The organism is Kaistella faecalis (assembly GCF_019195395.1).
GTDB classification, from domain to species: domain Bacteria; phylum Bacteroidota; class Bacteroidia; order Flavobacteriales; family Weeksellaceae; genus Kaistella; species Kaistella faecalis.
Genome location: NZ_CP078067.1, coordinates 2543004 through 2562788, shown reverse-complemented (window position 1 = coordinate 2562788; position 19785 = coordinate 2543004). Strand labels below are relative to the sequence as shown.

Below are 19785 nucleotides of genomic sequence, written 5' to 3'. Positions count from 1 at the left end.
GCCATTTCCTCTGCTTCACCCACCGTTACCTGCCCGGGCAGCAGCCAGTCGCGGAGTTGGGCGAGTTGCTGGTTTTTATAAGGCTCCCTACTTTGCCAAAGTTGATTGCGGTTTTCAACTTATACTAATGCTGATCCTCCACCTTCAGAAATTCCCGTGACTGAAACTTCCAAAATTCAGGCATCAGTTGAATCTGGTGTCGCCGACTCCTGATGTGCTCTAAAAAAAACGCAGGTATCGGGAGCTGAAATTTACGGATGGCAATATTTCATTCCAATGAAAATTTTGTTTCATGCGGATGAAACTTTTATTTCGTATTGATGAAAATTTTGTTTCATACTGATGAAACTTTTATTTTGTACGGATGAAACTTTTTTTTAAGTACAGCAATCTGAAGGAAACAGGAGGTCGGGTACGGTGTCGTAAATAGCAATGAGATCCTGCCGGATCAGGATGTACTTGGCGGAAGGAAGGTTTTGTGCCGCCCGGTGCAGTCCGCTCACGAAATATTCGGGTGCATCATCCCTGTAATAGGGGCACCGGGCAAGATCTTGACCACCGAGATGAGCTGGATTGAGCAGCAGAAAAACATCCCGCTCCGGCGGTGCCAGTGAGAAAGCCAGATACCGGATGTAGAAATCGCTCCTGGGGCATGCTTCCAGCATACAGTGCTGAAATTGTAGGGAAAACATATGGTATTCCACGGCCGGGCGACGTTCTTTCATGGGCTGAATCTTTACTACAATATTCTCTAAAAAATTTCAGATGACCTTGCATATTCTTAAAGTATCCGGGGACAAAAAAGTTGCGGACCGCCATCCTACTTCTTGATGTATTTCGGGAAGATTTACCGCATAAATCAGCCTGTAAAGCATCGTGTGAACGATCCGACTGATTATAGAACACCACACCCCCTTACCCGGTCTCTTCCGTTTTCAGCAGTTTCAGATCTGTTCTGCGCGCTCTTGCCCAGAAAATTTGCCGGCAAGATTCATCAACTTTTTTATCCGGGTGCTTTCCGGAACCTTTTAAATTCCTTCCCCCGAAATCACAAAAAAATCCTGTTAAAATATACAACAGGATAGGTCTCTATGTAGAAAAATGTTTTGATTTTCCTAGAAAATTCTGTTCGATAACCAGAACGTATGTTCCTGTTTTTGCTGTACTTTGTTTAAAAAATTTTGTAGATGCAGCGATGTTCCCCGGACCGGATATGCTGTACCCTTTCAATTTGAAATCCGTTTCCAATCAACTTTTTGAAATTTGATAATTCGGCATCGCAAAACCCATGGCATTCTGCAGCAGCCGCACCAATCGGACAATGGTTCTGTATAAAAAAGTATTCCCCGTTTTCGGTCTTCCATTCTGCCATATAGCCTTCTTCTGAACGTATTTTGCTGAGATGCTCCAGCCGTTCTTCCATGGTTTTGCTGTGCTGTGTTTGCTGTTCATACCGTTCGTAAACCTGGTTTTCACGATCATTGATCATTAAATCTACCGCATTTTCACCCAAGAGTTTTTTTACAGAACGCAGCAGTTCTACAGTTACCGTGGCATGAGTATTGGGGAATTTTGAAAGTCCTTTCTGAGATAAAGAATGATAAGTAACCGGCCTGCCTACGCCTACATTTTTCTGGATGTTTTTAACCAAATCCATTTCTGTCAGTTTCAGGAGATGTAACCGGGCACCCTCCTTGGTTATTCCCAGTTCCATAGCCAGAGTAGCAACAGAAATCTCGCCGCGTCCTTTTAAAATCATTAAAATCCGATCGGTAACACTTTTTTTCATTTCATTTAAAATACTTGTTAAATTATGAAGGGTAAAGATAATCAATCTTAAGCAACCATAACGTATTCAAATAAAAAAGTGACAAACATGATAAAAATCCTACTTATTAAAACAAGTTTTTCCTTGTTTTATTATCTTGTTTAAGGTATCTTTGAACTGCATATTAATCAGAAATATAAACTTTTAAACTTTTATGAGTATGAAAAAATTAAAACAACTCTCAGTAGTAGCAATTGCAGGTATGATGATGGTAGCCTGCGGACAGAATAAAACCGAAGAGCAGGTAAGTTCAACTCCTGAAACCGAAACAGTAACCTCAGCAGAGGAACCCGCCGCCTCGCAGGACCAGGATACCATAGAAGTTGCCCTGAACGCTGAAGACACGATGAAATTCGATAAGAGCGAAATTAAAGTTCCGGCAGGGAAACTCATCCGTCTCACTTTACACCATGTTGGTAAACTTCCAAAATCTTCAATGGGTCACAATTTTGTATTGCTGAAACAAGGTACTGATGTTACCGCGTTTGCCACCAAAGCCGTACAGGAAGGAAAAGCGCCTGATTTTGAAGTCCCCGAAAGTTTGTTACCCGAAGTTATTGCACATACCAAAACCATTGGTGGCGGAGAAAGCGTAACGATTGAGTTTACGGCGCCTGAAAAAGGCACTTATGATTTTATTTGCTCATTCCCGGGACACGCCGCAATGATGAACGGCAAACTGATTGTAGAATAACAGCCGTATTTTAAGAATTAAAAATTCTCATTCAGAACCCTTCCATACAAACAAAAAAAACGCGCCCCTCAGGACGCGTTTTTTTCAATACCGACAGATTTACATCTTCTCCATCTTAAAACTCATGCTTTCAATGACTTTCAAAATTGCTTCTACCGTATCCATCGAAGTCAGACACGGAACACCATTTTCCACAGAAGTTCTGCGGATCTGGAAACCGTCTCTTTCGGACTGTTTTCCTTTAGTCATCGTGTTTACGATGTACTGTACTTTTCCGGTCTGGATAAGATCAATCAAGTTAATTTCAGGATTTTCTTCGATTTTATATCCGATTTTTGTTCGAACTCCATTTTCTTCGAAGAACTTTGCCGTTCCCTCGGTTGCCCAGATCTTAAAACCAATTTCCTGAAAACGTCTCGCCACTTCACAGGCTTCTTCTTTATGTTTATCCGCAACGGTGAAAAGTATCGCACCGTGGAGCGGCATTTTTCGTCCTGAGCCAATCAAACCTTTATACAGGGCTTTTTCCAAAGTGGTGTCTTTCCCCATCACTTCTCCTGTGGATTTCATTTCAGGTCCGAGAGAAATATCTACTTTGGCTAATTTTGAAAAGGAGAATACCGGAACTTTTACGAAAATTCCTTCTTTATTCGGAGCCAAGCCGCTTTTGTAACCTAAGTCTTTTAATTTTTTTCCGAGAATTACTTTAGTTGCAAGATTTGCCATCGGTATTTCGGTAATTTTAGAAAGGAAAGGTACTGTTCTGCTCGATCTTGGATTTACTTCGATTACGTAGACATTTCCTTCAGAAAGGACATACTGAATATTCATTAAACCAATCACATTCAAGCCTTTCGCCAGTCTTTCGGTATAATCAACTAGTGTTGCAATCTGTTCTTCAGAAATATTCTGGGGAGGATAAACCGCTATGGAATCTCCAGAGTGAACTCCGGCTCTTTCAATGTGCTCCATAATTCCAGGAATCACGACGGTTTCACCATCAGAAATCGCATCAACTTCAACCTCTTTTCCGGTTAAATAACGGTCGATCAAAATAGGATGTTCCGAACTTTCCTTCACCGCATTCGTCATGTAATGGCTGAGATCTTTTTCGTCGTAAACGATCTCCATTGCTCTTCCGCCCAAAACGTAACTCGGACGAACCAACACCGGGAAACCAATTTCGTTCGCAATGACCAAAGCTTCTTCTTTGGTAAAGCAGGTTTTTCCCAAAGGCTGTGGAATTCCCATTTCCTGAAGTGCGGCTTCAAATTTATTCCGGTTTTCAGCGCGGTCTAAATCTTCCAGGGAAGTCCCAAGAATCTGAACTCCGTGTGCAGCTAATTTATCAGCTAAATTAATTGCAGTCTGTCCGCCAAACTGCACCACAACACCTTTTGGTTTTTCAAGTTCAATGATGTTCATTACATCTTCTTCCGTCAAAGGTTCGAAATAAAGTTTATCAGAAATCGAGAAATCGGTGGAAACCGTTTCCGGATTATTATTAATGATAATGGCTTCGTAGCCGAGCTCTTTAATCGCCCAAACCGAGTGAACGGTCGCATAATCAAATTCAACTCCTTGTCCAATTCTGATTGGGCCGGAACCGAGAACGATTATTTTTTCACGGTCGGATGGGATACTTTCATTTTCTTCTTCGTAGGTTCCGTAAAAATATGGTGTTTCGCTTTCGAACTCTGCAGCGCAGGTATCAACCATCTTGTACACCGGCATTACTGCGTTGTTTTTTCTAAAATCAAAGATGGTTTTCTGATCTGAGTCCCAAAGATGTGCGATATGCAGATCTGCAAAACCAAGTTTTTTAGCCTGCAATAATATTTCTTTATCGAATTTATTTTCAGCAATTACTTTTTCAAAATCAATGAGTTTCTTGATTTTCCAGATGAAAAATTTATCAATTTTGCTCCACTCCACTATTTTTTCCCAGTCGTAACCTCTTCTAAGCGCATCACCAATGATGAAAAGTCTCTCGTCATCACAAACGCGGATTCTTCTTTCAATTTCTTCGTCGGTTAACGCTTCTGCCTGTTTGGTTTTTAATCCGATATGTCTTAGTCCAGTTTCCAGCGAACGTATGGCTTTCTGTAAAGATTCTTCGAAATTTCTTCCGATGGCCATTACTTCTCCGGTCGCTTTCATTTGTGTGGAAAGTCGGCGGTCTGCAGTTTCGAATTTATCAAACGGGAACCTCGGAAACTTAGTTACGACATAATCCAAAGCCGGCTCGAAACAAGCGTAAGTCTTACCTGTCACCGGATTCATGATTTCATCCAGCGTTAAACCTACCGCGATTTTTGCTGCAATTTTAGCAATCGGATATCCAGTTGCCTTACTCGCTAAAGCTGAAGAACGCGAAACCCGCGGATTAACCTCAATGATGTAATATTGAAAAGAATGCGGATCCAAAGCCAGCTGTACGTTACAACCCCCTTCAATTCCTAATGCACGGATAATCTTTAAAGAAGAATTTCGCAGCATCTGATATTCCCGGTCTGATAAAGTCTGCGAAGGCGCCACCACAATGGAATCTCCGGTATGAACTCCGACCGCATCAATGTTTTCCATGTTACAAACGACGATCGCGTTGTCGTTTTTGTCGCGCATTACCTCGTACTCGATTTCTTTGAAACCGGCGATTGATTTTTCGATCAGACATTGAGTAACTGGTGAATATTTCAGACCAAAACTTGCGATTTCCTTCAGTTCATCGTCGTTGTTTGCAATTCCGCCACCTGTTCCTCCCATTGTAAAAGCCGGACGCACGATAACAGGATAACCAATATTATGGGCAAATTCCAAAGCTCCCTGAACGGTATTTACAATATCAGAATCCGGAACAGGTTCATTGAGCTCCCTCATCAGTTCACGGAACAAATCGCGGTCTTCAGCCTGATTGATGGCGGAAAGTTTGGTACCCAACACTTCCACTTTACATTCTTCCAAAATCCCGGAGTTCTGCAGTTCTACCGCCATATTCAGGCCGGTCTGTCCGCCTAAAGTAGGCAAAAGTGCATCCGGACGTTCCTTTCGGATGATATGACTTACGAACTGAAGTGAAATAGGTTCAATATAAACTTTGTCGGCAATTTCGACATCGGTCATAATGGTGGCAGGATTAGAATTAATCAGAATCACCTTATAACCTTCTTCTCTAAGCGCCAGACAAGCCTGTGTTCCTGCATAATCAAATTCAGCTGCCTGTCCGATAATAATGGGACCGGAACCGATAACGAGGATTGTTTTTATGTCGTTTCTTTTCATTTTTTTATTCCTAAGATTTATTTGGCTTTAAACTCCTGCATCAATTCAACAAAATCATCAAAAAGATAATTGGCATCTTCAGGACCTGGACTTGCTTCCGGGTGATACTGTACGGAAAAACACGGATGAATTTTGTGTCTCAAACCTTCGTTGGTTCTGTCATTAAGTGCAATATGCGTTTCTTCCAGATCTGTATTTTTCAGTGACTCCTGATCTACCGCGTAACCATGATTCTGGGAAGTAATGGCGACTTTGTTTTTCTTTAAATCCAAAACCGGATGGTTCCCGCCACGGTGACCGAATTTAAGTTTAAATGTTTTTGCGCCACATGCCAAACCAATCAGCTGATGACCCAGACAGATTCCAAAAATCGGAACTTTTCCGAGCAAACCATTGATCAGTTCCGAAGCACCTTTCACATCTTCCGGATCGCCGGGTCCGTTGGAAAGCATGATTCCGTCGGGATTCATGAGCAAAATTTCCTCAGCAGTAACATTTTGGGAAACAACTTTTACGTCGCAGTCTCTTTGTGCAAGTTCACGCAGAATACCGAGTTTCGAACCGAAATCTACCAAGACCACATTCAAACCTCTTCCTGGATTTGCGTATGCGGTTTTTGTGGAAACCATTTCCACCTGATTTATTGGAAAATCTGTGGATTTAAGCGTTTCAATTACTGAATTTTCGTCAGCATTTTCATCGACGATTTTGCCTTTTACCACGCCTTTGCTCCGTAAAACTCTGGTCAGCCTTCTGGTATCAATTCCGGAAATTCCGGACAATTTCTTTTTCTGAAAAAACTCGTCAAGCGTAAGCTGATTCCGAAAATTCGACGGAAAATCGCAAAGCTCTTTTACAATTAAACCTTTAATCGCGGGTTCGAGGCTTTCGTAATCATCCCGGTTAATTCCGTAATTTCCGATGAGCGGATAGGTCATACAGACAATCTGCCCACAATAGGACGGGTCGGAAATAAGTTCCTGATATCCTGTCATTCCGGTGTTGAAAACCACTTCCCCATCGGTATCCAGATTGGCTCCGAAACCTTCACCGTGGAAAACTTCACCGGATTCTAATATTAATTTCTTTTTCATTTCTATTTCTAAAACTTTAAACTCACCTGAGTGAATTTTATCAATTTATTTAAATTTAAATCCTTTCGATTCCAGAGCATCTTTCAAAATGGCCATTCTTGCGAAAACGCCGTTTTTCATCTGTTTGAAAATTCTGGAGCGTTCACACTCTACGAGATCGCTATCGATTTCCACGCCTCGGTTAATCGGCGCCGGATGCATTATAATTGCACCCTTTTTCATTACTTTCTCCCGCTCTTTAGTAAGTCCGAATTTTTTGTGATAGCTTTCCAGAGAAATTTTCATTTTCTCGCCATGTCTTTCATGCTGAATCCGCAGAAGCATCAATACATCAACTTCCCTCACCAAATCATCAATAGAGAGGTAAGTACCGTTAATAATTGTACCTTCATCAAACCATTTTTCAGGTCCGGAGAAATATACTTTTGCTCCCAATTTACGAAGCGCCTCCGCATTTGAATTGGCTACCCTGCTGTGTTTTACATCGCCTACAATCCCAATCTTCAGTCCCTTGAACTTGCCAAATTCCTGCTGAATGGTCATTAAGTCCAAAAGCGTTTGAGAAGGATGATTTCCGCTGCCATCGCCTCCATTAATCACAGAAATATTTAAATTCTTTAGCTCTTCATAGTACCTGTCCTGTTTGTGTCGGATTACGGCAAGATTTACCCCTAAACTTTCAAGGGTTTTTACGGTATCATATAAAGACTCGCCCTTATTTACTGAGCTTGCTGTAACATCAAAAGGCACAACATTTAATCCCAGCCTTCGCTGTGCGAGATCGAAACTTGTTTTCGTTCTTGTACTGTCTTCGAAAAACAGATTTGAAACATATATTTCAGTTGCCGCTTTTAAGGTTTTTCCGTCTGCAAATTCCGCCGCAGTTTTAAGTAGAGCATTAATTTTTTCTACAGTTAAGTCTCTGGTTGTAAGCATAGTTATCTAGTTTAAGGTCAAAAAAAAACGAAGCCAAAATGACTTCGTTAAATTTAATAAATATTTTCGTTACCCGCATCGCTGCCAAGGTGTATATCGTCTAATGGAAATATTCTTTTCATTAGGTGCAAAGATAAAAATTTTATCGGAAACGGAAACAACATTCAAAAAAATATAAGATTCTAACATATAACAACGCGGGAAATATTTGAAATTACGCTAAATTAATATACATTTGCTAAAAAAGTATAGTTATGGATAATATTTGCCCAAAATGCCAGCAACAGAATGTTGTAAAAAGTGGTATTGTAAAGGAAAGGCAAAGATTTCTCTGCCGCGACTGCAATTATTATTTCACTGTTAAAAAGCTTGGCAAACGGATCGATGATTACTACGTTACAAAAGCTTTACAACTTTATCTCGAAGGGCTTTCTTACAGGGAAATAGAGAGAATTCTGGGTATTTCGCATGTTACGATAAGTTCCTGGATTAAAAAATACAATGTTAAAAGACCTCCACACTCTGAGTTCCACACAACCTACAAAGTATTCAAACAAAGTGAACTCTTAGAATTTATAAAGCAGGAAGAGAATATTAAGGGCTCTGGGCTTATCATTACTGAGTTTGGAGATAAATACATGATGATCAAATGGGAACGGTTTAAAAAATAAATTAAATACTGCATTTCATTCCTTCAATTTAAAAAGCTATACTCTTAGCATAAATATATATTAAATTTCTTCGAATAAAATTTTAGTTTCACTTTCGTTCTGCGAAAGAAACGAACTAAAAATTATTGACTTATGAAGAAATTTACTTTTTTGTTAGGGATAATACCAACACTGATCCTGAACTTTCAGCTCAAAGGACAGGATACGGTTTCTACTTCAGATCTTTTAAAAAGAATTGAAGCATTGGAAGCTGAAGCCAAAAAACCTAAAGAATGGGATGCTTCCATTTACGGGTGGGTAAGAACAGAATACAGTTTCGACAGTCGCCAGTCCGCATACTCCAGAGAATATCAGCTTAACCTTTATCCTTTGGATGAAAAACTGGATACGAACGGAAAAGACATCAATGATGCCGGAGCAAGTAATTTTTTAGCGATCACTTCGAGAGTTGGAATTAAATTCAAAGGTCCCGACGTATGGGGAGCAAAAGCTACCGGAAATATAGAAGCCGACTTTTTCGGTAATACTGAACTTAACAAAAGTTCCGCAGGTTCCGGAAGCACTGGTTTGCTTCGTTTAAGACACGCCACCGCAACCCTCACATGGCCAAAAACAGCAGTTACTTTCGGACAGACCTGGTATCCCACATTTGTTCCGGAAGTTTTCCCGGGCGTCGCCAATTTTAATACGGGAATATTATTTAATCCATTTGGCTGGGCCGGACAGATCAAGGTTACTCAAAAATTAACTCAGGAAATTTCTTTCAGTCTTACCGCTTACAAAGACCGTGAATTTCAGACCGCCAATGCACTTGGCGCTTCCGCAAACTCTGCGACATTCAATTCTTCAATGCCAACTCTTCACGGCCAGTTACAATATAAAGGTAAAAACATTACTGCAGGAGCTGGTGCTGAATACCAGTCTTTGCAACCGGTCATCGAATCACGCGGATTCGCATCCGATGAAAAGGTGAATTCTGAAATGTTTTTCGGTTACTTCAAATTCGCCAACGAAAAAATTATCGCCAAAGCCTACGGAATCACAGGTGGTAACCTTCATCATTTGGTGATGATCGGCGGTTTTGCAGGTTATGAAAACACCAACGCACCTGAGTCTTACAAACCCACTAAAACATCAGCATTCTGGGTAGACCTTGCAAGTGCGAATCCCAAAATTGCACCTGGGGTTTTCTTCGGCTACACTAAAAATTCAGGAGTTGATGCCGGCTACAAAAATTTATATGTGAGAGGAGCTTCCGGAACCAGGATACTTGACAATGTCTGGAGAGTTTCTGCCCGGGTAGATTTCAAAAAAAATAAATTCAGCATCACCCCTGAAGTAGAATATACCGCTGCGAAATGGGGAGATATCACCCCGGAAGCGCTTGCTGGAAACAATCTTAAAGATGTTGGAAACTTAAGAGGGACCCTAAGGGTTATGTATTCATTTTAAACTTTAGATATAGAGATATAAACATCTAATTTAAAATTATTTAAATAGCAATAATTCAATATCACTTTAACCAAAAAAAACAAATATAATATGAGCAGAAAATTTAAAACCCAACAGGAGCATGACGCTTACGTTGAGGAGAAAAAAAAGAACAAAACGATTTGGGGCGTTATTATGGCTTCATCTCTCGGAACTCTTATCGAATGGTATGATTTCTATATTTTCGGAAGTTTGGCAGTAGTTTTGGCGACCAAATTCTTTCCCGCAGACAACCCTACTGCAGCATTTCTCTCAACCCTGGCAACATTTGCTGCAGGATTCGTTGTAAGACCTTTTGGAGCGCTGTTTTTCGGAAGACTTGGTGATATCATCGGCAGAAAATATACCTTCCTCGTAACGCTGCTGATTATGGGCTTCTCTACCTTCCTGATCGGATGTGTACCAAGCTTTGAAACCATTGGATATGTTGCACCGGTTTTGGTGTTAATTTTAAGACTTTTACAGGGTCTTGCTCTTGGTGGAGAATATGGTGGCGCGGCAACCTACGTTGCAGAATATTCGCAGCCTCACCGTCGTGGGTACTGGACTTCATGGATTCAAACCACTGCAACCGCAGGACTTTTCATCTCACTGATTGTAATTCTTGTAACTAAAACTTCGCTCACGCCTGAAGAATTCGACAGTTGGGGATGGAGGATTCCGTTCTGGATCTCGATTCTCATGGTAGGTGTTTCTTACGTTATCCGTAGGAACATGAAGGAATCCCCACTATTCGCACAGGCAAAAAAGGAGGGTAAAACTTCAACGAATCCGCTGAAAGAAAGTTTTGGCAACAAGCTTAATTTTAAATTCGTATTACTTGCATTATTCGGAGCGGTAATGGGACAAGGTGTAATTTGGTATACCGGGCAGTTTTACGCGATGAGTTTTATGCAGAAAGTAATGAACCTGGATTCTGCGCAGGTAGATTCAATGATGGCTTTGGCCCTGTTCCTGGGAACTCCTCTATTTATTCTGTTTGGATGGCTTTCTGACAAAGTTGGAAGAAAACCGATTATGATGATCGGGATGCTGATCGCAATTATCGCCTACCGACCTATTTACAAAACCATGTACACTTCTGTAAATATTGAAAGTAAAGTGTTGGCAGAGAAAGGTCTTGTCGAAAAACGAACCGCTAAAGCACATGAAAAAATTGCAGGCGACAGCCTCATCAGTTTCCATACAGAAAAAACCTTTACAGACGGAACTTTGCTTAAACGAGACAGCATCGTACACTGGGCTGCAGCAGGACCTGTTATGACTAATGGAAAAGCTGAAGCTCCACTGATCAAAGAAAGCATTACGGTAAATCCAGATACGCGATGGTTACTCATATTCTTGGTATTTGTACAGGTCGTGTTTGTGACAATGGTTTACGGCCCTATCGCAGCGTTTTTGGTGGAGATGTTCCCGATCCGAATCCGCTATACGTCGATGTCGCTGCCTTATCACATCGGTAACGGAATTTTCGGCGGACTTTTGCCGGCAGTAGCAACTTATCTTGTAACATCAGGCAAAGATGCAGGTCATCCGGAATGGTACCTTCAAGGGCTTTGGTATCCGATCATTGTAGCTGCAGTATGTCTGGTAATTGGAACACTTTACCTGAAAACCAAAAACAAAAGTCTGCAAGAGGACGCTCAGTAAACACAGAAATCATTTCCGGAAATCACGAACAGCAAACAGTTAAGAGGTTTCCGGATTTTAACTAACTTTAAAAAACAAAAAAATGGATTCAGTAAAAAAAATATTAGGAATTGTTTGGCTGCTTCTGGCAGTGGTAGTCGCCTATTACGGCTTAACGGTATTCGGACTTCCAAAAATAATGTCGGATAAGCAGGAAGACAATGTATTCGGATGGATCATTCTGGTGATTCTTGTACCGATAATAGTTGGTGGGCTGGCGGTTTTCGGCTGGTACTCATTCAAAGGTGAATATTCGGAAGATAAAATCTAAATTTTATTGCTCCGATTCAACAGTAACCAATGGTCACCCGACCGTTACTTAAAAGTTCAAATGAAAAAAAGACACAAACAAAAACTGGTTATTTTGAGCATCACATTATTTGTGATGTTCAATGCGCCGGTTTTGCTTTTGTTTAATAAAACTGAGCCAATTTGGGGCTTACCTATGATTTACACTTACCTTTTTATGGTTTGGTTAGCATCCAGTATAGCATCATTCTTAATCTTCAGGAAATACAATGAGTAGTCCGCTTTTATTTCTGCTGGTAATCGTTTATCTGGGATTGCTTTTCTTCATTGCTTTTTGGGCAGAAAAAAGGAAGAGCAATTTCTGGGTAAACAATCCGTATATTTATTCCCTTTCGCTGGCGGTTTATTGTTCGGCGTGGACGTATTACGGCAGCATTGGCGTGGCTTCAAACCAGGGACTGGAATATCTGGCCATTTATATTGGTCCGGTCATCATCATTCCATCCTGGATTTATATCAACTCGAAGATCATCAGAATTTCCCGCGTTCACAAAATAAGCAGCATTGCAGACTTTATCTCTTTGCGCTACGGGAACAGCCGGTTTCTGGGGGCTTTGGTCGCAATTGTATGTATGCTGGCGGTAATTCCGTACATCGGACTTCAGATTAAAGCGATTTCCGATACTTTTCACCTGATGACAGACACCGCAAATTCGGATAATATTTTTCTTGATACTGCAACGTATGTTGTAGTGATTATCGCCATATTTTCCGCTTATTACGGAACAAAATACGTGGATGCTTCCGAAAAAAGACTCGGCATTATTTCAGCCGTGGCATTTGAAAGTTTTTTGAAGCTGATATTCTTTGTCACTCTGGGACTTTTTGTTGTGTATGGCGTCTTTAACGGTTTTAATGACATTTACGAAAAGGCTTCGAAACTGCCTGATTTTACTCAAAAAAACACGTTCAACGGTTTGGAAGGCGGCTTCAACTTTTTCCTGATGAGCATGCTTTCCATGACTGCCATTTTTCTTTTACCGCGTCAGTTTCACACAACCATCGTAGAAAACAGGACAGAAAAACACCTGAAAACCGCCATCTGGCTTTTCCCGCTTTATTTATTATTGATGAATATTTTTGTATTCCCGATTGCCTGGGGCGGGAAAATCCTCTTTTTCGGCGAAAATGTAAATCCAGAATTTTATTCCATCCTTATTCCCCAGAAGTTCGGTAATATATTTTTTGCAGGAATGGTTTTTCTTGGCGGACTCAGTGCGTGTATTTCCATGATTATCATTTCAAGTATTTCACTATCAGTAATGCTTTCAAATAACCTCATCATTCCTTACGGTTGGCTGAACAGCCTGAAAACCGAGACCGAGTACGCCAACAACAGAACCATCGTTAACATCAGAAAATTCAGTATTTTTTCACTTATTATTGTGGGATTTCTGTTTTACAAATTCCTCATCAACAGCGCTTCGTTATTTTCAGTAGGACTCATCGCATTTGTAATGATCGCGCAACTTGCCCCTTCCTTTTTTGGTGCTATTTTCTGGCGCCGCGGAAGTTTCGCTGGCGCAGTAACCGGCATTATTGTCGGCGTGTTCATCTGCTATTTCAATCTTATTTTGCCGAATTATTTCGACACAACCTATCAGAATTCCGCGGTGTTCAACTTCTTTAAATTAGATTATCTTTCGCCTGTTGCGAGTGCCTTTTTCTGGAGTCTGCTGGTTAATGGCGGATTGTTTATGATGATCTCCTCGCTCGTCGCGGGCAATTACAGAGAAAGAAATTTCGCCGAACTTTATGTCGATATCAACGACTACATTCAGAATCACGAAAACGCGTATATCTGGAAAGGTACCGCCAATATTTCAGACATCAGAAAAATCCTGACAAGATTTCTTGGAGAGAAAAAAACCCAGCAGGCACTAAAAATTTTCAATCTCAAATACAATATTTCCGACGAAAACAACAGTGCGGATTCGCGGTTTATTAAGTTTTCTGAAAATTTACTGAGCGGCAGAATCGGTACCGCATCGGCAAAGATTTTAATTGAAGGCGTAACGAAAGAGGATAAAATTACGTTGCCTGAAGTCCTGAAAATTCTGGAAGAATCTAAAGAAAATATCTCAATGAACAAGCAGCTTACCGAGCATTCTCAACAACTGAGGAAACTTTCTGAAGAACTGCAGAACGCCAACGAAACACTGGTAATCAAAGACAAGCAAAAAGACGATTTTCTGGATTCGGTCGCACACGAACTGCGTACACCCATCACCGCGATTCGCGCGACAAGCGAACTGCTTCTGGATGATGAAGAGATGCCCGCAGAGATCAAAAAAGATTTTCTCGGCAATATTATTTCAGAAAGCGACAGGCTTGCAGAAATCATCAACGATATCCTATATCTTGATAAACTCGAAGCCGGCACTACCCCGCTGAACATCGAAGAAAAAAGCATTATTGAAACGTATCACAAATCTTTAAAACCATTGCTGCAGCTGTTTGATCAGAAACACCTTCATCATTCCGAAGTCAATTTACTCAAGAATGAGGTTTTTGACTTTGATGAAATGAAAATGATTCAGGTTTTTCAGAATATCCTCGGCAATGCCCTGAAATTCGCCAACGAACAGGGAATGGTACAGACAAAATTTCAGGACAAAGAAGGCGGACTTAAGATATCGGTTTTCAACACGGGAAAAACGATTCCCGAAGAAGATCTGGAGTTTGTTTTCGAAAAGTTTTACCAAAGCAAAAACCAAAACCTCCGAAAACCATTGGGAAGCGGTTTGGGATTGGCGATCTGCAAAAGAATTATTAATGCTCACGGCGGATCTATTGAAGCCAAAAACAAAGAAATCGGGGTCACCTTCGAGATTTTTTTGCCCAATAAAACAGAATAAGATGAAAAAGATATTAATTGCAGACGACGAACATAAAATCATCATGACCCTGGAGTATGCCTTCCGGAAAGCGGGATATGAAGTTTTTATCGCAAGAGACGGTTCCGAAGTTTTAGAAATTCTGAAAACAGAAATCCCGGATATTATTCTGCTCGATATTATGATGCCGAATGTAGACGGCTACACTACACTTGCAGAAATCCGCAAGAATGAAGCCTTTTCCAATATAAAAGTAATTTTCCTTTCAGCAAAAACCGGCGAAGCCGACATTGCAAAAGGTTTGGATCTCGGTGCCGATGCGTATGTTACAAAACCCTACTCCATTAAGAAACTTACCGAACAGGTCGAAAATTTAATCAAATAAAACTGAAGTTATGAAAGCGCACCAAATGTTCCGCGAAAGTGTGGAAAACAAAGAAAAATTCTGGTCAGAACAGGCCGAAAATATAGAATGGTTCAAAAAACCCACCCAAATCCTCACCAACGACGGCGAAAACTATCCTACCTGGTATACTGACGGTGAACTCAACACCTGTTATCTCGCATTAGACAAACACATCAATGACGGTTTTGGTGATCAGGTAGCCATTATTTACGATTCTCCTGTAACTTCCAGAATCATCAAATATACCTACAGCGAAGTTCGGGAACAGGTTGCAAAGCTGGCAGGAGGCTTACAGAAATTGGGCTTGCAGAAAGGCGACACCGCGATTATTTATATGCCTATGATTCCGCAGTCGGTCTTTGCCATGTTGGCGTGCGCCAGATTGGGCGTGACGCATTCTGTAGTTTTCGGCGGATTTGCTCCTACTGAACTGGCAATCAGGATTGACGACTGCCATCCAAAAGCCATTATCACTGCAAGTTCGGGAATGGAAGTTTCCCGTAGGATTCCTTACCTGCCTTTTGTGCGTGAAGCGGTTTCTATTTCGGAACATAAACCTGAACATATTATAGCTTTCGACCGCAAACTTCTCGGAAACAGAGTTAATCATGAAGCAGAAGGTTTAATCGATTTCGAGAAACTCATCGCGGAATCCGACCCTGCTGACTGCGTCCCGGTAGAGTCTGCTCACCCGCTGTACATTCTCTACACCTCCGGAACTACCGGAAAACCAAAAGGCGTGGTTCGCGATAACGGCGGTCACGCAGTTGCCATGAAGTTTGCGATTAAAAACATCTACGGAGCCAAAGAAGGCGAAACGTTTTGGGCCGCATCCGACATTGGTTGGGCAGTTGGTCACAGTTTTTCGGTTTACGCACCGCTGATCAACAGAAACACCACGGTTATTTTTGAAGGAAAACCTATAGGAACTCCGGATGCCGGAACATTCTGGCGCGTAATTGAGGAGCACAAGGTTTCGGTGATGTTCACTGCTCCGACAGCAATAAGAGCTATTAAAAAAGAAGATCCTGAAGGTGAATTTGTAAAGAAATACGATTTATCATCCCTAAGAACCCAGTTTCTTGCCGGCGAACGCTGCGATGTTGCCACTTTGGACTGGTACGAGGAATTCGTCGGAGTACCGGCTATTGATCATTGGTGGCAGACCGAATCCGGCTGGCCGATGTTAGGTTTAATGCCGGGTGTTGAAGATGTTAAAATCAAAAGAGCATCTGCAGGTAAACCGATTCCGGGTTATGACATTAAAGTTTTCAGTGAAGAAGGTTACGAACTTGAAGCACATCACGAAGGTTATCTGGTTATAAAACTTCCTTTGGCTCCGGGTGCAATGACCGGAATATGGGGCGATCCGGAGCGTTTTAAATTCGGGTATCTGTCGAGATTTCCCGGCTACTATTTTTCCGGCGACGGCGCCATTAAAGATGAAGACGGCTACGTTTTTGTGACAGGTCGTGTTGATGACGTGATTAATGTTGCGGGACACCGTCTTTCTACAGCCGAAATGGAAGAAGTTGTCGCTGCACACAAAGAAGTTGCCGAATGTTGCGTCGTTGGAATCGATGATGATCTGAAAGGTCAGGTTCCTTTTGCGATCGCGGTTTTAAAGTCGGGTTCCCAAGCAGATCAGGAACAGCTGGAAAAAGATATCGTAGCGCTGATCCGCGAGAAAATTGGTGCCGTAGCGTGTCTGAAAAATGCTATGGTCGTCAACCGGCTTCCGAAAACCCGTTCAGGGAAAATTCTTAGAAAACTTATCCGCACCATGCTGGACGGTAAAGAATACCAAATGCCATCCACCATTGATGACGAAAGCATCGTGGAAGAATTGCAGGAGATGATGAATGTGTATAAAAGAGAAAAAATATAAATTAAGAAGCGAAACCCGGTAAAAATTACCGCCCTCTAGCCCTGATAGCAGCGGTTACCCCGCACCCGCCACCGGCGGGGAGGAGTATGAGCGGATAGCAGGTTCCCGGCTTCAAATAAAACTAAAAAATTAAGAATTATGAAAAATTATTTCATTGATGATCTTCCGGATTATTTCAAGCAGTATAAGAAATCCATCAAAAACCCGAAAAAATTCTGGGATAAAATCGCCGACGAAAATTTTGTCTGGTACCAGAGATGGAGCAAAGTTGTAGATTACGACATGCAGGAAGCGAAAATTAAATGGTTTAAAAATGCCAAGCTTAATATTACTAAAAACTGTATTGACCGCCATTTGAACACACGTGGTGACAAGACTGCTATTATTTGGGAACCTAATGACCCTAAAGAAGAAGCCCAGCACATTTCTTACAGTGAACTCCGGGACAGAGTGTGTAAAATGGCGAACGTTCTGCGCGATTTAGGTATTGAAAAAGGTGACCGGGTTTGTATTTACTTACCGATGATTCCTGAACTCGCTGTAACGATGCTCGCCTGCGCAAGACTTGGTGCGGTGCATTCTGTAATTTTTGCAGGATTTTCGGCCTCTGCAGTATCGTCGCGTGTGAACGATTGCGAAGCCAAGCTCATCATCTGTTCCGACGGAAGTTACCGTGGCAGCAAAGCCATCGACTTGAAAGGAATAATTGACGAGGCAGTCGAAAATTGTCCGACAGTTGAAAAAGTTTTAGTGGTGAAAAGAACTGGTGGTGAAGTGAAAATGAAGGAAAGTCGCGATTTCTGGCTTGAACCACTTTATGAAAAAGCACCTGCAGATTTTATTTCGGTCATTATGGATGCTGAAGATCCTTTGTTTATTCTTTATACATCAGGTTCTACAGGGAAACCGAAAGGAATGCTGCATACCACGGCAGGATACATGGTTTACACAGCCTACACTTTTAAAAATGTATTTAATTACAGAGAAAACGATATTTACTGGTGTACGGCAGATATTGGCTGGATTACCGGACATTCGTATATTCTGTACGGTCCGCTGGCAAATGGTGCTACCACAGTAATCTTCGAAGGAGTACCGACTTATCCTGAACCGGACCGTTTCTGGGAAGTGATTGAGAAGCATAAAATCACACAGTTCTATACGGCTCCCACCGCGATCCGTTCACTGGCTAAGGAATCTTATGAATGGGTGGAGAAACACGACTTGTCCAGTCTCAGAGTCATTGGTTCCGTAGGCGAACCTATTAATGATGAAGCATGGCACTGGTACAACGACCATGTTGGCAAGAAAAAATGCCCTATTGTAGATACCTGGTGGCAAACTGAGACCGGGGGAATTATGATTTCTCCGTTACCATTCGTGACGCCGACCAAACCCACTTATGCAACACTTCCGCTTCCGGGAATTCAACCTGTTTTGATGGACGATAAACGCAATGAAATTACCGGAAATCAGGTAGACGGAAATTTATGTATCCGTTTTCCCTGGCCGGGAATTGCCAGAACAATCTGGGGAGATCATCAGCGGTATAAAGAAACCTATTTTACAGCGTTCCCTGGGAAATATTTCACCGGTGACGGCGCTTTGCGCGACGAAGTTGGCTATTACAGAATCACAGGACGAGTTGATGACGTTATTATTGTATCCGGACATAATTTGGGAACCGCTCCGATCGAAGACAGTATCAACCAGCATCCAGCTGTTGCTGAATCTGCGATTGTCGGCTATCCGCATGATATTAAAGGAAGTGCGCTTTACGGTTATGTAATCTTAAAGGACACTGGCGAAAGCCGTGACCGCGACAATCTGCGTAAGGAAATCAACCAGGTCATCAGTGATACGATCGGACCAATTGCAAAGCTTGATAAGATTCAATTTGTGTCTGCACTTCCAAAAACCCGCTCCGGTAAAATTATGAGACGAATTTTAAGAAAAATTGCAGAAGGAGATTTCGCGAATTTCGGTGATACTTCCACCCTTCTGAATCCCGAAATTGTGGAGGAAATTAAGAACGAAAGAATATAAAATTTCGCCAGTCTATTAAGAGAAGATAAGAGCCCCGCGGATTCGCCGGGCTTTTTTTTTATGACCAAATCATAAAAAACATTGATAGAAAAAAGGGTTTCAACACCCATTTTTAAAATTATGTTATGCATACCTTTGTATCGGTAATAGCCCTAACAAATAATACAATTACAATGAAAACAACAGTTGTAGGATTATTTTTAAGTTGTGAAGAAGCCACCAACGCTTCTAAAATCCTGAAAAGCACAGGATTGAAAAACATTAAACTTACCTGCAAAGATTTTTCGGAGAATAGGAAAAACCTATTCAGTGAGTATTGGGGAGCTTTTTTCAACAACCTCGTGAAAAAACCAGAACAAGTTTTGAGAAAAAGTTCCGAAAATTTAGTGGCCGGTATATTTTCAAAAAATGCTGAAAAACTTCAAAAAGCCAGAAACATTTTGAAGGACGCCGGAGCAGTACATGTATTCTCTTTTGAAAACGTGTCGAGAGTAGAAGCAAAATCAAAGGAATTCATCATGAAAATGATTACCCTGTTAGCAAAATCGGAAATAAAAGTTCCCCCCGCTTTCAGACATCATCAGTCACATGAGGGAATGACAGCGATCACATGA

Annotated in this window: 15 protein-coding genes; 10 read left to right on the top strand and 5 right to left on the bottom strand. The window is 41.5% G+C overall.

The window, feature by feature from the left end:
• Positions 1–377 precede the first annotated feature (377 nt).
• The gene (locus KTV93_RS12020; protein ID WP_218249203.1) at positions 378–725 is read right to left on the bottom strand and encodes a DUF6078 family protein; all 348 of its coding nucleotides are present in this window, start codon (positions 723–725) and stop codon (positions 378–380) included.
• 446 nt (positions 726–1171) lie between these two features.
• Positions 1172–1789, bottom strand: coding sequence for a helix-turn-helix transcriptional regulator (locus KTV93_RS12015; RefSeq protein ID WP_218249202.1), 618 nt, complete (start codon positions 1787–1789; stop codon positions 1172–1174).
• A gap of 199 nt (positions 1790–1988) precedes the next feature.
• Here KTV93_RS12015 and KTV93_RS12010 point away from each other — a divergent pair, with 199 nt between their 5' ends.
• Positions 1989–2522, top strand: coding sequence for a plastocyanin/azurin family copper-binding protein (locus KTV93_RS12010; RefSeq protein WP_218249201.1), 534 nt, complete (start codon positions 1989–1991; stop codon positions 2520–2522).
• Between the two features lie 99 nt (positions 2523–2621).
• Here KTV93_RS12010 and carB read toward each other — a convergent pair whose 3' ends face one another.
• From carB to KTV93_RS11995, 3 genes are read right to left on the bottom strand one after another with little or no spacing between them, the layout of a single operon-like run.
• Complete coding sequence (carB, locus tag KTV93_RS12005; protein ID WP_218249200.1) at positions 2622–5804, bottom strand: carbamoyl-phosphate synthase large subunit; 3183 nt, start codon at positions 5802–5804, stop codon at positions 2622–2624.
• Positions 5805–5821: 17 nt separating this feature from the next.
• Positions 5822–6898, bottom strand: a complete 1077-nt coding sequence (gene carA / locus KTV93_RS12000) for a glutamine-hydrolyzing carbamoyl-phosphate synthase small subunit (RefSeq protein ID WP_218249199.1) — start codon at positions 6896–6898, stop codon at positions 5822–5824.
• 45 nt (positions 6899–6943) lie between these two features.
• The gene (locus tag KTV93_RS11995; protein ID WP_218249198.1) at positions 6944–7834 is read right to left on the bottom strand and encodes an aspartate carbamoyltransferase catalytic subunit; all 891 of its coding nucleotides are present in this window, start codon (positions 7832–7834) and stop codon (positions 6944–6946) included.
• 254 nt (positions 7835–8088) lie between these two features.
• Between KTV93_RS11995 and KTV93_RS11990 the strand changes: the two genes are divergently transcribed.
• The 9 genes from KTV93_RS11990 (at position 8089) to KTV93_RS11950 (ending at position 19785) form a co-directional block, all read left to right on the top strand.
• Positions 8089–8505, top strand: coding sequence for an IS1/IS1595 family N-terminal zinc-binding domain-containing protein (locus tag KTV93_RS11990; protein WP_218249197.1), 417 nt, complete (start codon positions 8089–8091; stop codon positions 8503–8505).
• A gap of 132 nt (positions 8506–8637) precedes the next feature.
• Entirely contained in the window at positions 8638–9957 is a 1320-nt protein-coding gene (locus KTV93_RS11985; protein ID WP_218249196.1) for a hypothetical protein, read from the top strand.
• A 90-nt stretch (positions 9958–10047) separates the two neighbouring features.
• Positions 10048–11646 carry an MFS transporter gene (locus KTV93_RS11980; RefSeq protein ID WP_230259163.1) on the top strand — a complete coding sequence of 533 codons (1599 nt, stop codon included), beginning with the start codon at positions 10048–10050 and terminating at the stop codon, positions 11644–11646.
• A gap of 82 nt (positions 11647–11728) precedes the next feature.
• Positions 11729–11956: a DUF6814 family protein gene (locus tag KTV93_RS11975; protein ID WP_181887414.1), complete on the top strand. Its 228-nt coding sequence runs from the start codon at positions 11729–11731 to the stop codon at positions 11954–11956.
• Between the two features lie 247 nt (positions 11957–12203).
• Complete coding sequence (locus tag KTV93_RS11970; RefSeq protein ID WP_218249195.1) at positions 12204–14852, top strand: ATP-binding protein; 2649 nt, start codon at positions 12204–12206, stop codon at positions 14850–14852.
• A 1-nt stretch (position 14853) separates the two neighbouring features.
• Positions 14854–15216, top strand: a complete 363-nt coding sequence (locus KTV93_RS11965; RefSeq protein ID WP_218249194.1) for a response regulator transcription factor — start codon at positions 14854–14856, stop codon at positions 15214–15216.
• Between the two features lie 10 nt (positions 15217–15226).
• Positions 15227–17125, top strand: a complete 1899-nt coding sequence (locus tag KTV93_RS11960; protein WP_218249193.1) for an AMP-binding protein — start codon at positions 15227–15229, stop codon at positions 17123–17125.
• Positions 17126–17263: 138 nt separating this feature from the next.
• Positions 17264–19171, top strand: a complete 1908-nt coding sequence (gene acs / locus KTV93_RS11955) for an acetate--CoA ligase (RefSeq protein ID WP_218249192.1) — start codon at positions 17264–17266, stop codon at positions 19169–19171.
• A 173-nt stretch (positions 19172–19344) separates the two neighbouring features.
• The gene (locus KTV93_RS11950) at positions 19345–19785 is read left to right on the top strand and encodes a hypothetical protein (protein ID WP_218249191.1); all 441 of its coding nucleotides are present in this window, start codon (positions 19345–19347) and stop codon (positions 19783–19785) included.

Bases quoted from the DNA above. Each gene is read 5' to 3' on its own strand.
- acs (WP_218249192.1), top strand. From the start codon at position 17,264: ATGAAAAATTATTTCATTGATGATCTTCCGGATTATTTCAAGCAGTAT.
- KTV93_RS12010 (WP_218249201.1), top strand. From the start codon at position 1,989: ATGAAAAAATTAAAACAACTCTCAGTAGTAGCAATTGCAGGTATGATG.
- KTV93_RS12020 (WP_218249203.1), bottom strand. From the start codon at position 725: ATGAAAGAACGTCGCCCGGCCGTGGAATACCATATGTTTTCCCTACAA.
- KTV93_RS11950 (WP_218249191.1), top strand. From the start codon at position 19,345: ATGAAAACAACAGTTGTAGGATTATTTTTAAGTTGTGAAGAAGCCACC.
- carB (WP_218249200.1), bottom strand. From the start codon at position 5,804: ATGAAAAGAAACGACATAAAAACAATCCTCGTTATCGGTTCCGGTCCC.
- KTV93_RS11970 (WP_218249195.1), top strand. From the start codon at position 12,204: ATGAGTAGTCCGCTTTTATTTCTGCTGGTAATCGTTTATCTGGGATTG.
- KTV93_RS11985 (WP_218249196.1), top strand. From the start codon at position 8,638: ATGAAGAAATTTACTTTTTTGTTAGGGATAATACCAACACTGATCCTG.
- KTV93_RS11980 (WP_230259163.1), top strand. From the start codon at position 10,048: ATGAGCAGAAAATTTAAAACCCAACAGGAGCATGACGCTTACGTTGAG.
- KTV93_RS11990 (WP_218249197.1), top strand. From the start codon at position 8,089: ATGGATAATATTTGCCCAAAATGCCAGCAACAGAATGTTGTAAAAAGT.
- KTV93_RS11965 (WP_218249194.1), top strand. From the start codon at position 14,854: ATGAAAAAGATATTAATTGCAGACGACGAACATAAAATCATCATGACC.
- KTV93_RS11995 (WP_218249198.1), bottom strand. From the start codon at position 7,834: ATGCTTACAACCAGAGACTTAACTGTAGAAAAAATTAATGCTCTACTT.
- carA (WP_218249199.1), bottom strand. From the start codon at position 6,898: ATGAAAAAGAAATTAATATTAGAATCCGGTGAAGTTTTCCACGGTGAA.
- KTV93_RS11975 (WP_181887414.1), top strand. From the start codon at position 11,729: ATGGATTCAGTAAAAAAAATATTAGGAATTGTTTGGCTGCTTCTGGCA.
- KTV93_RS12015 (WP_218249202.1), bottom strand. From the start codon at position 1,789: ATGAAAAAAAGTGTTACCGATCGGATTTTAATGATTTTAAAAGGACGC.
- KTV93_RS11960 (WP_218249193.1), top strand. From the start codon at position 15,227: ATGAAAGCGCACCAAATGTTCCGCGAAAGTGTGGAAAACAAAGAAAAA.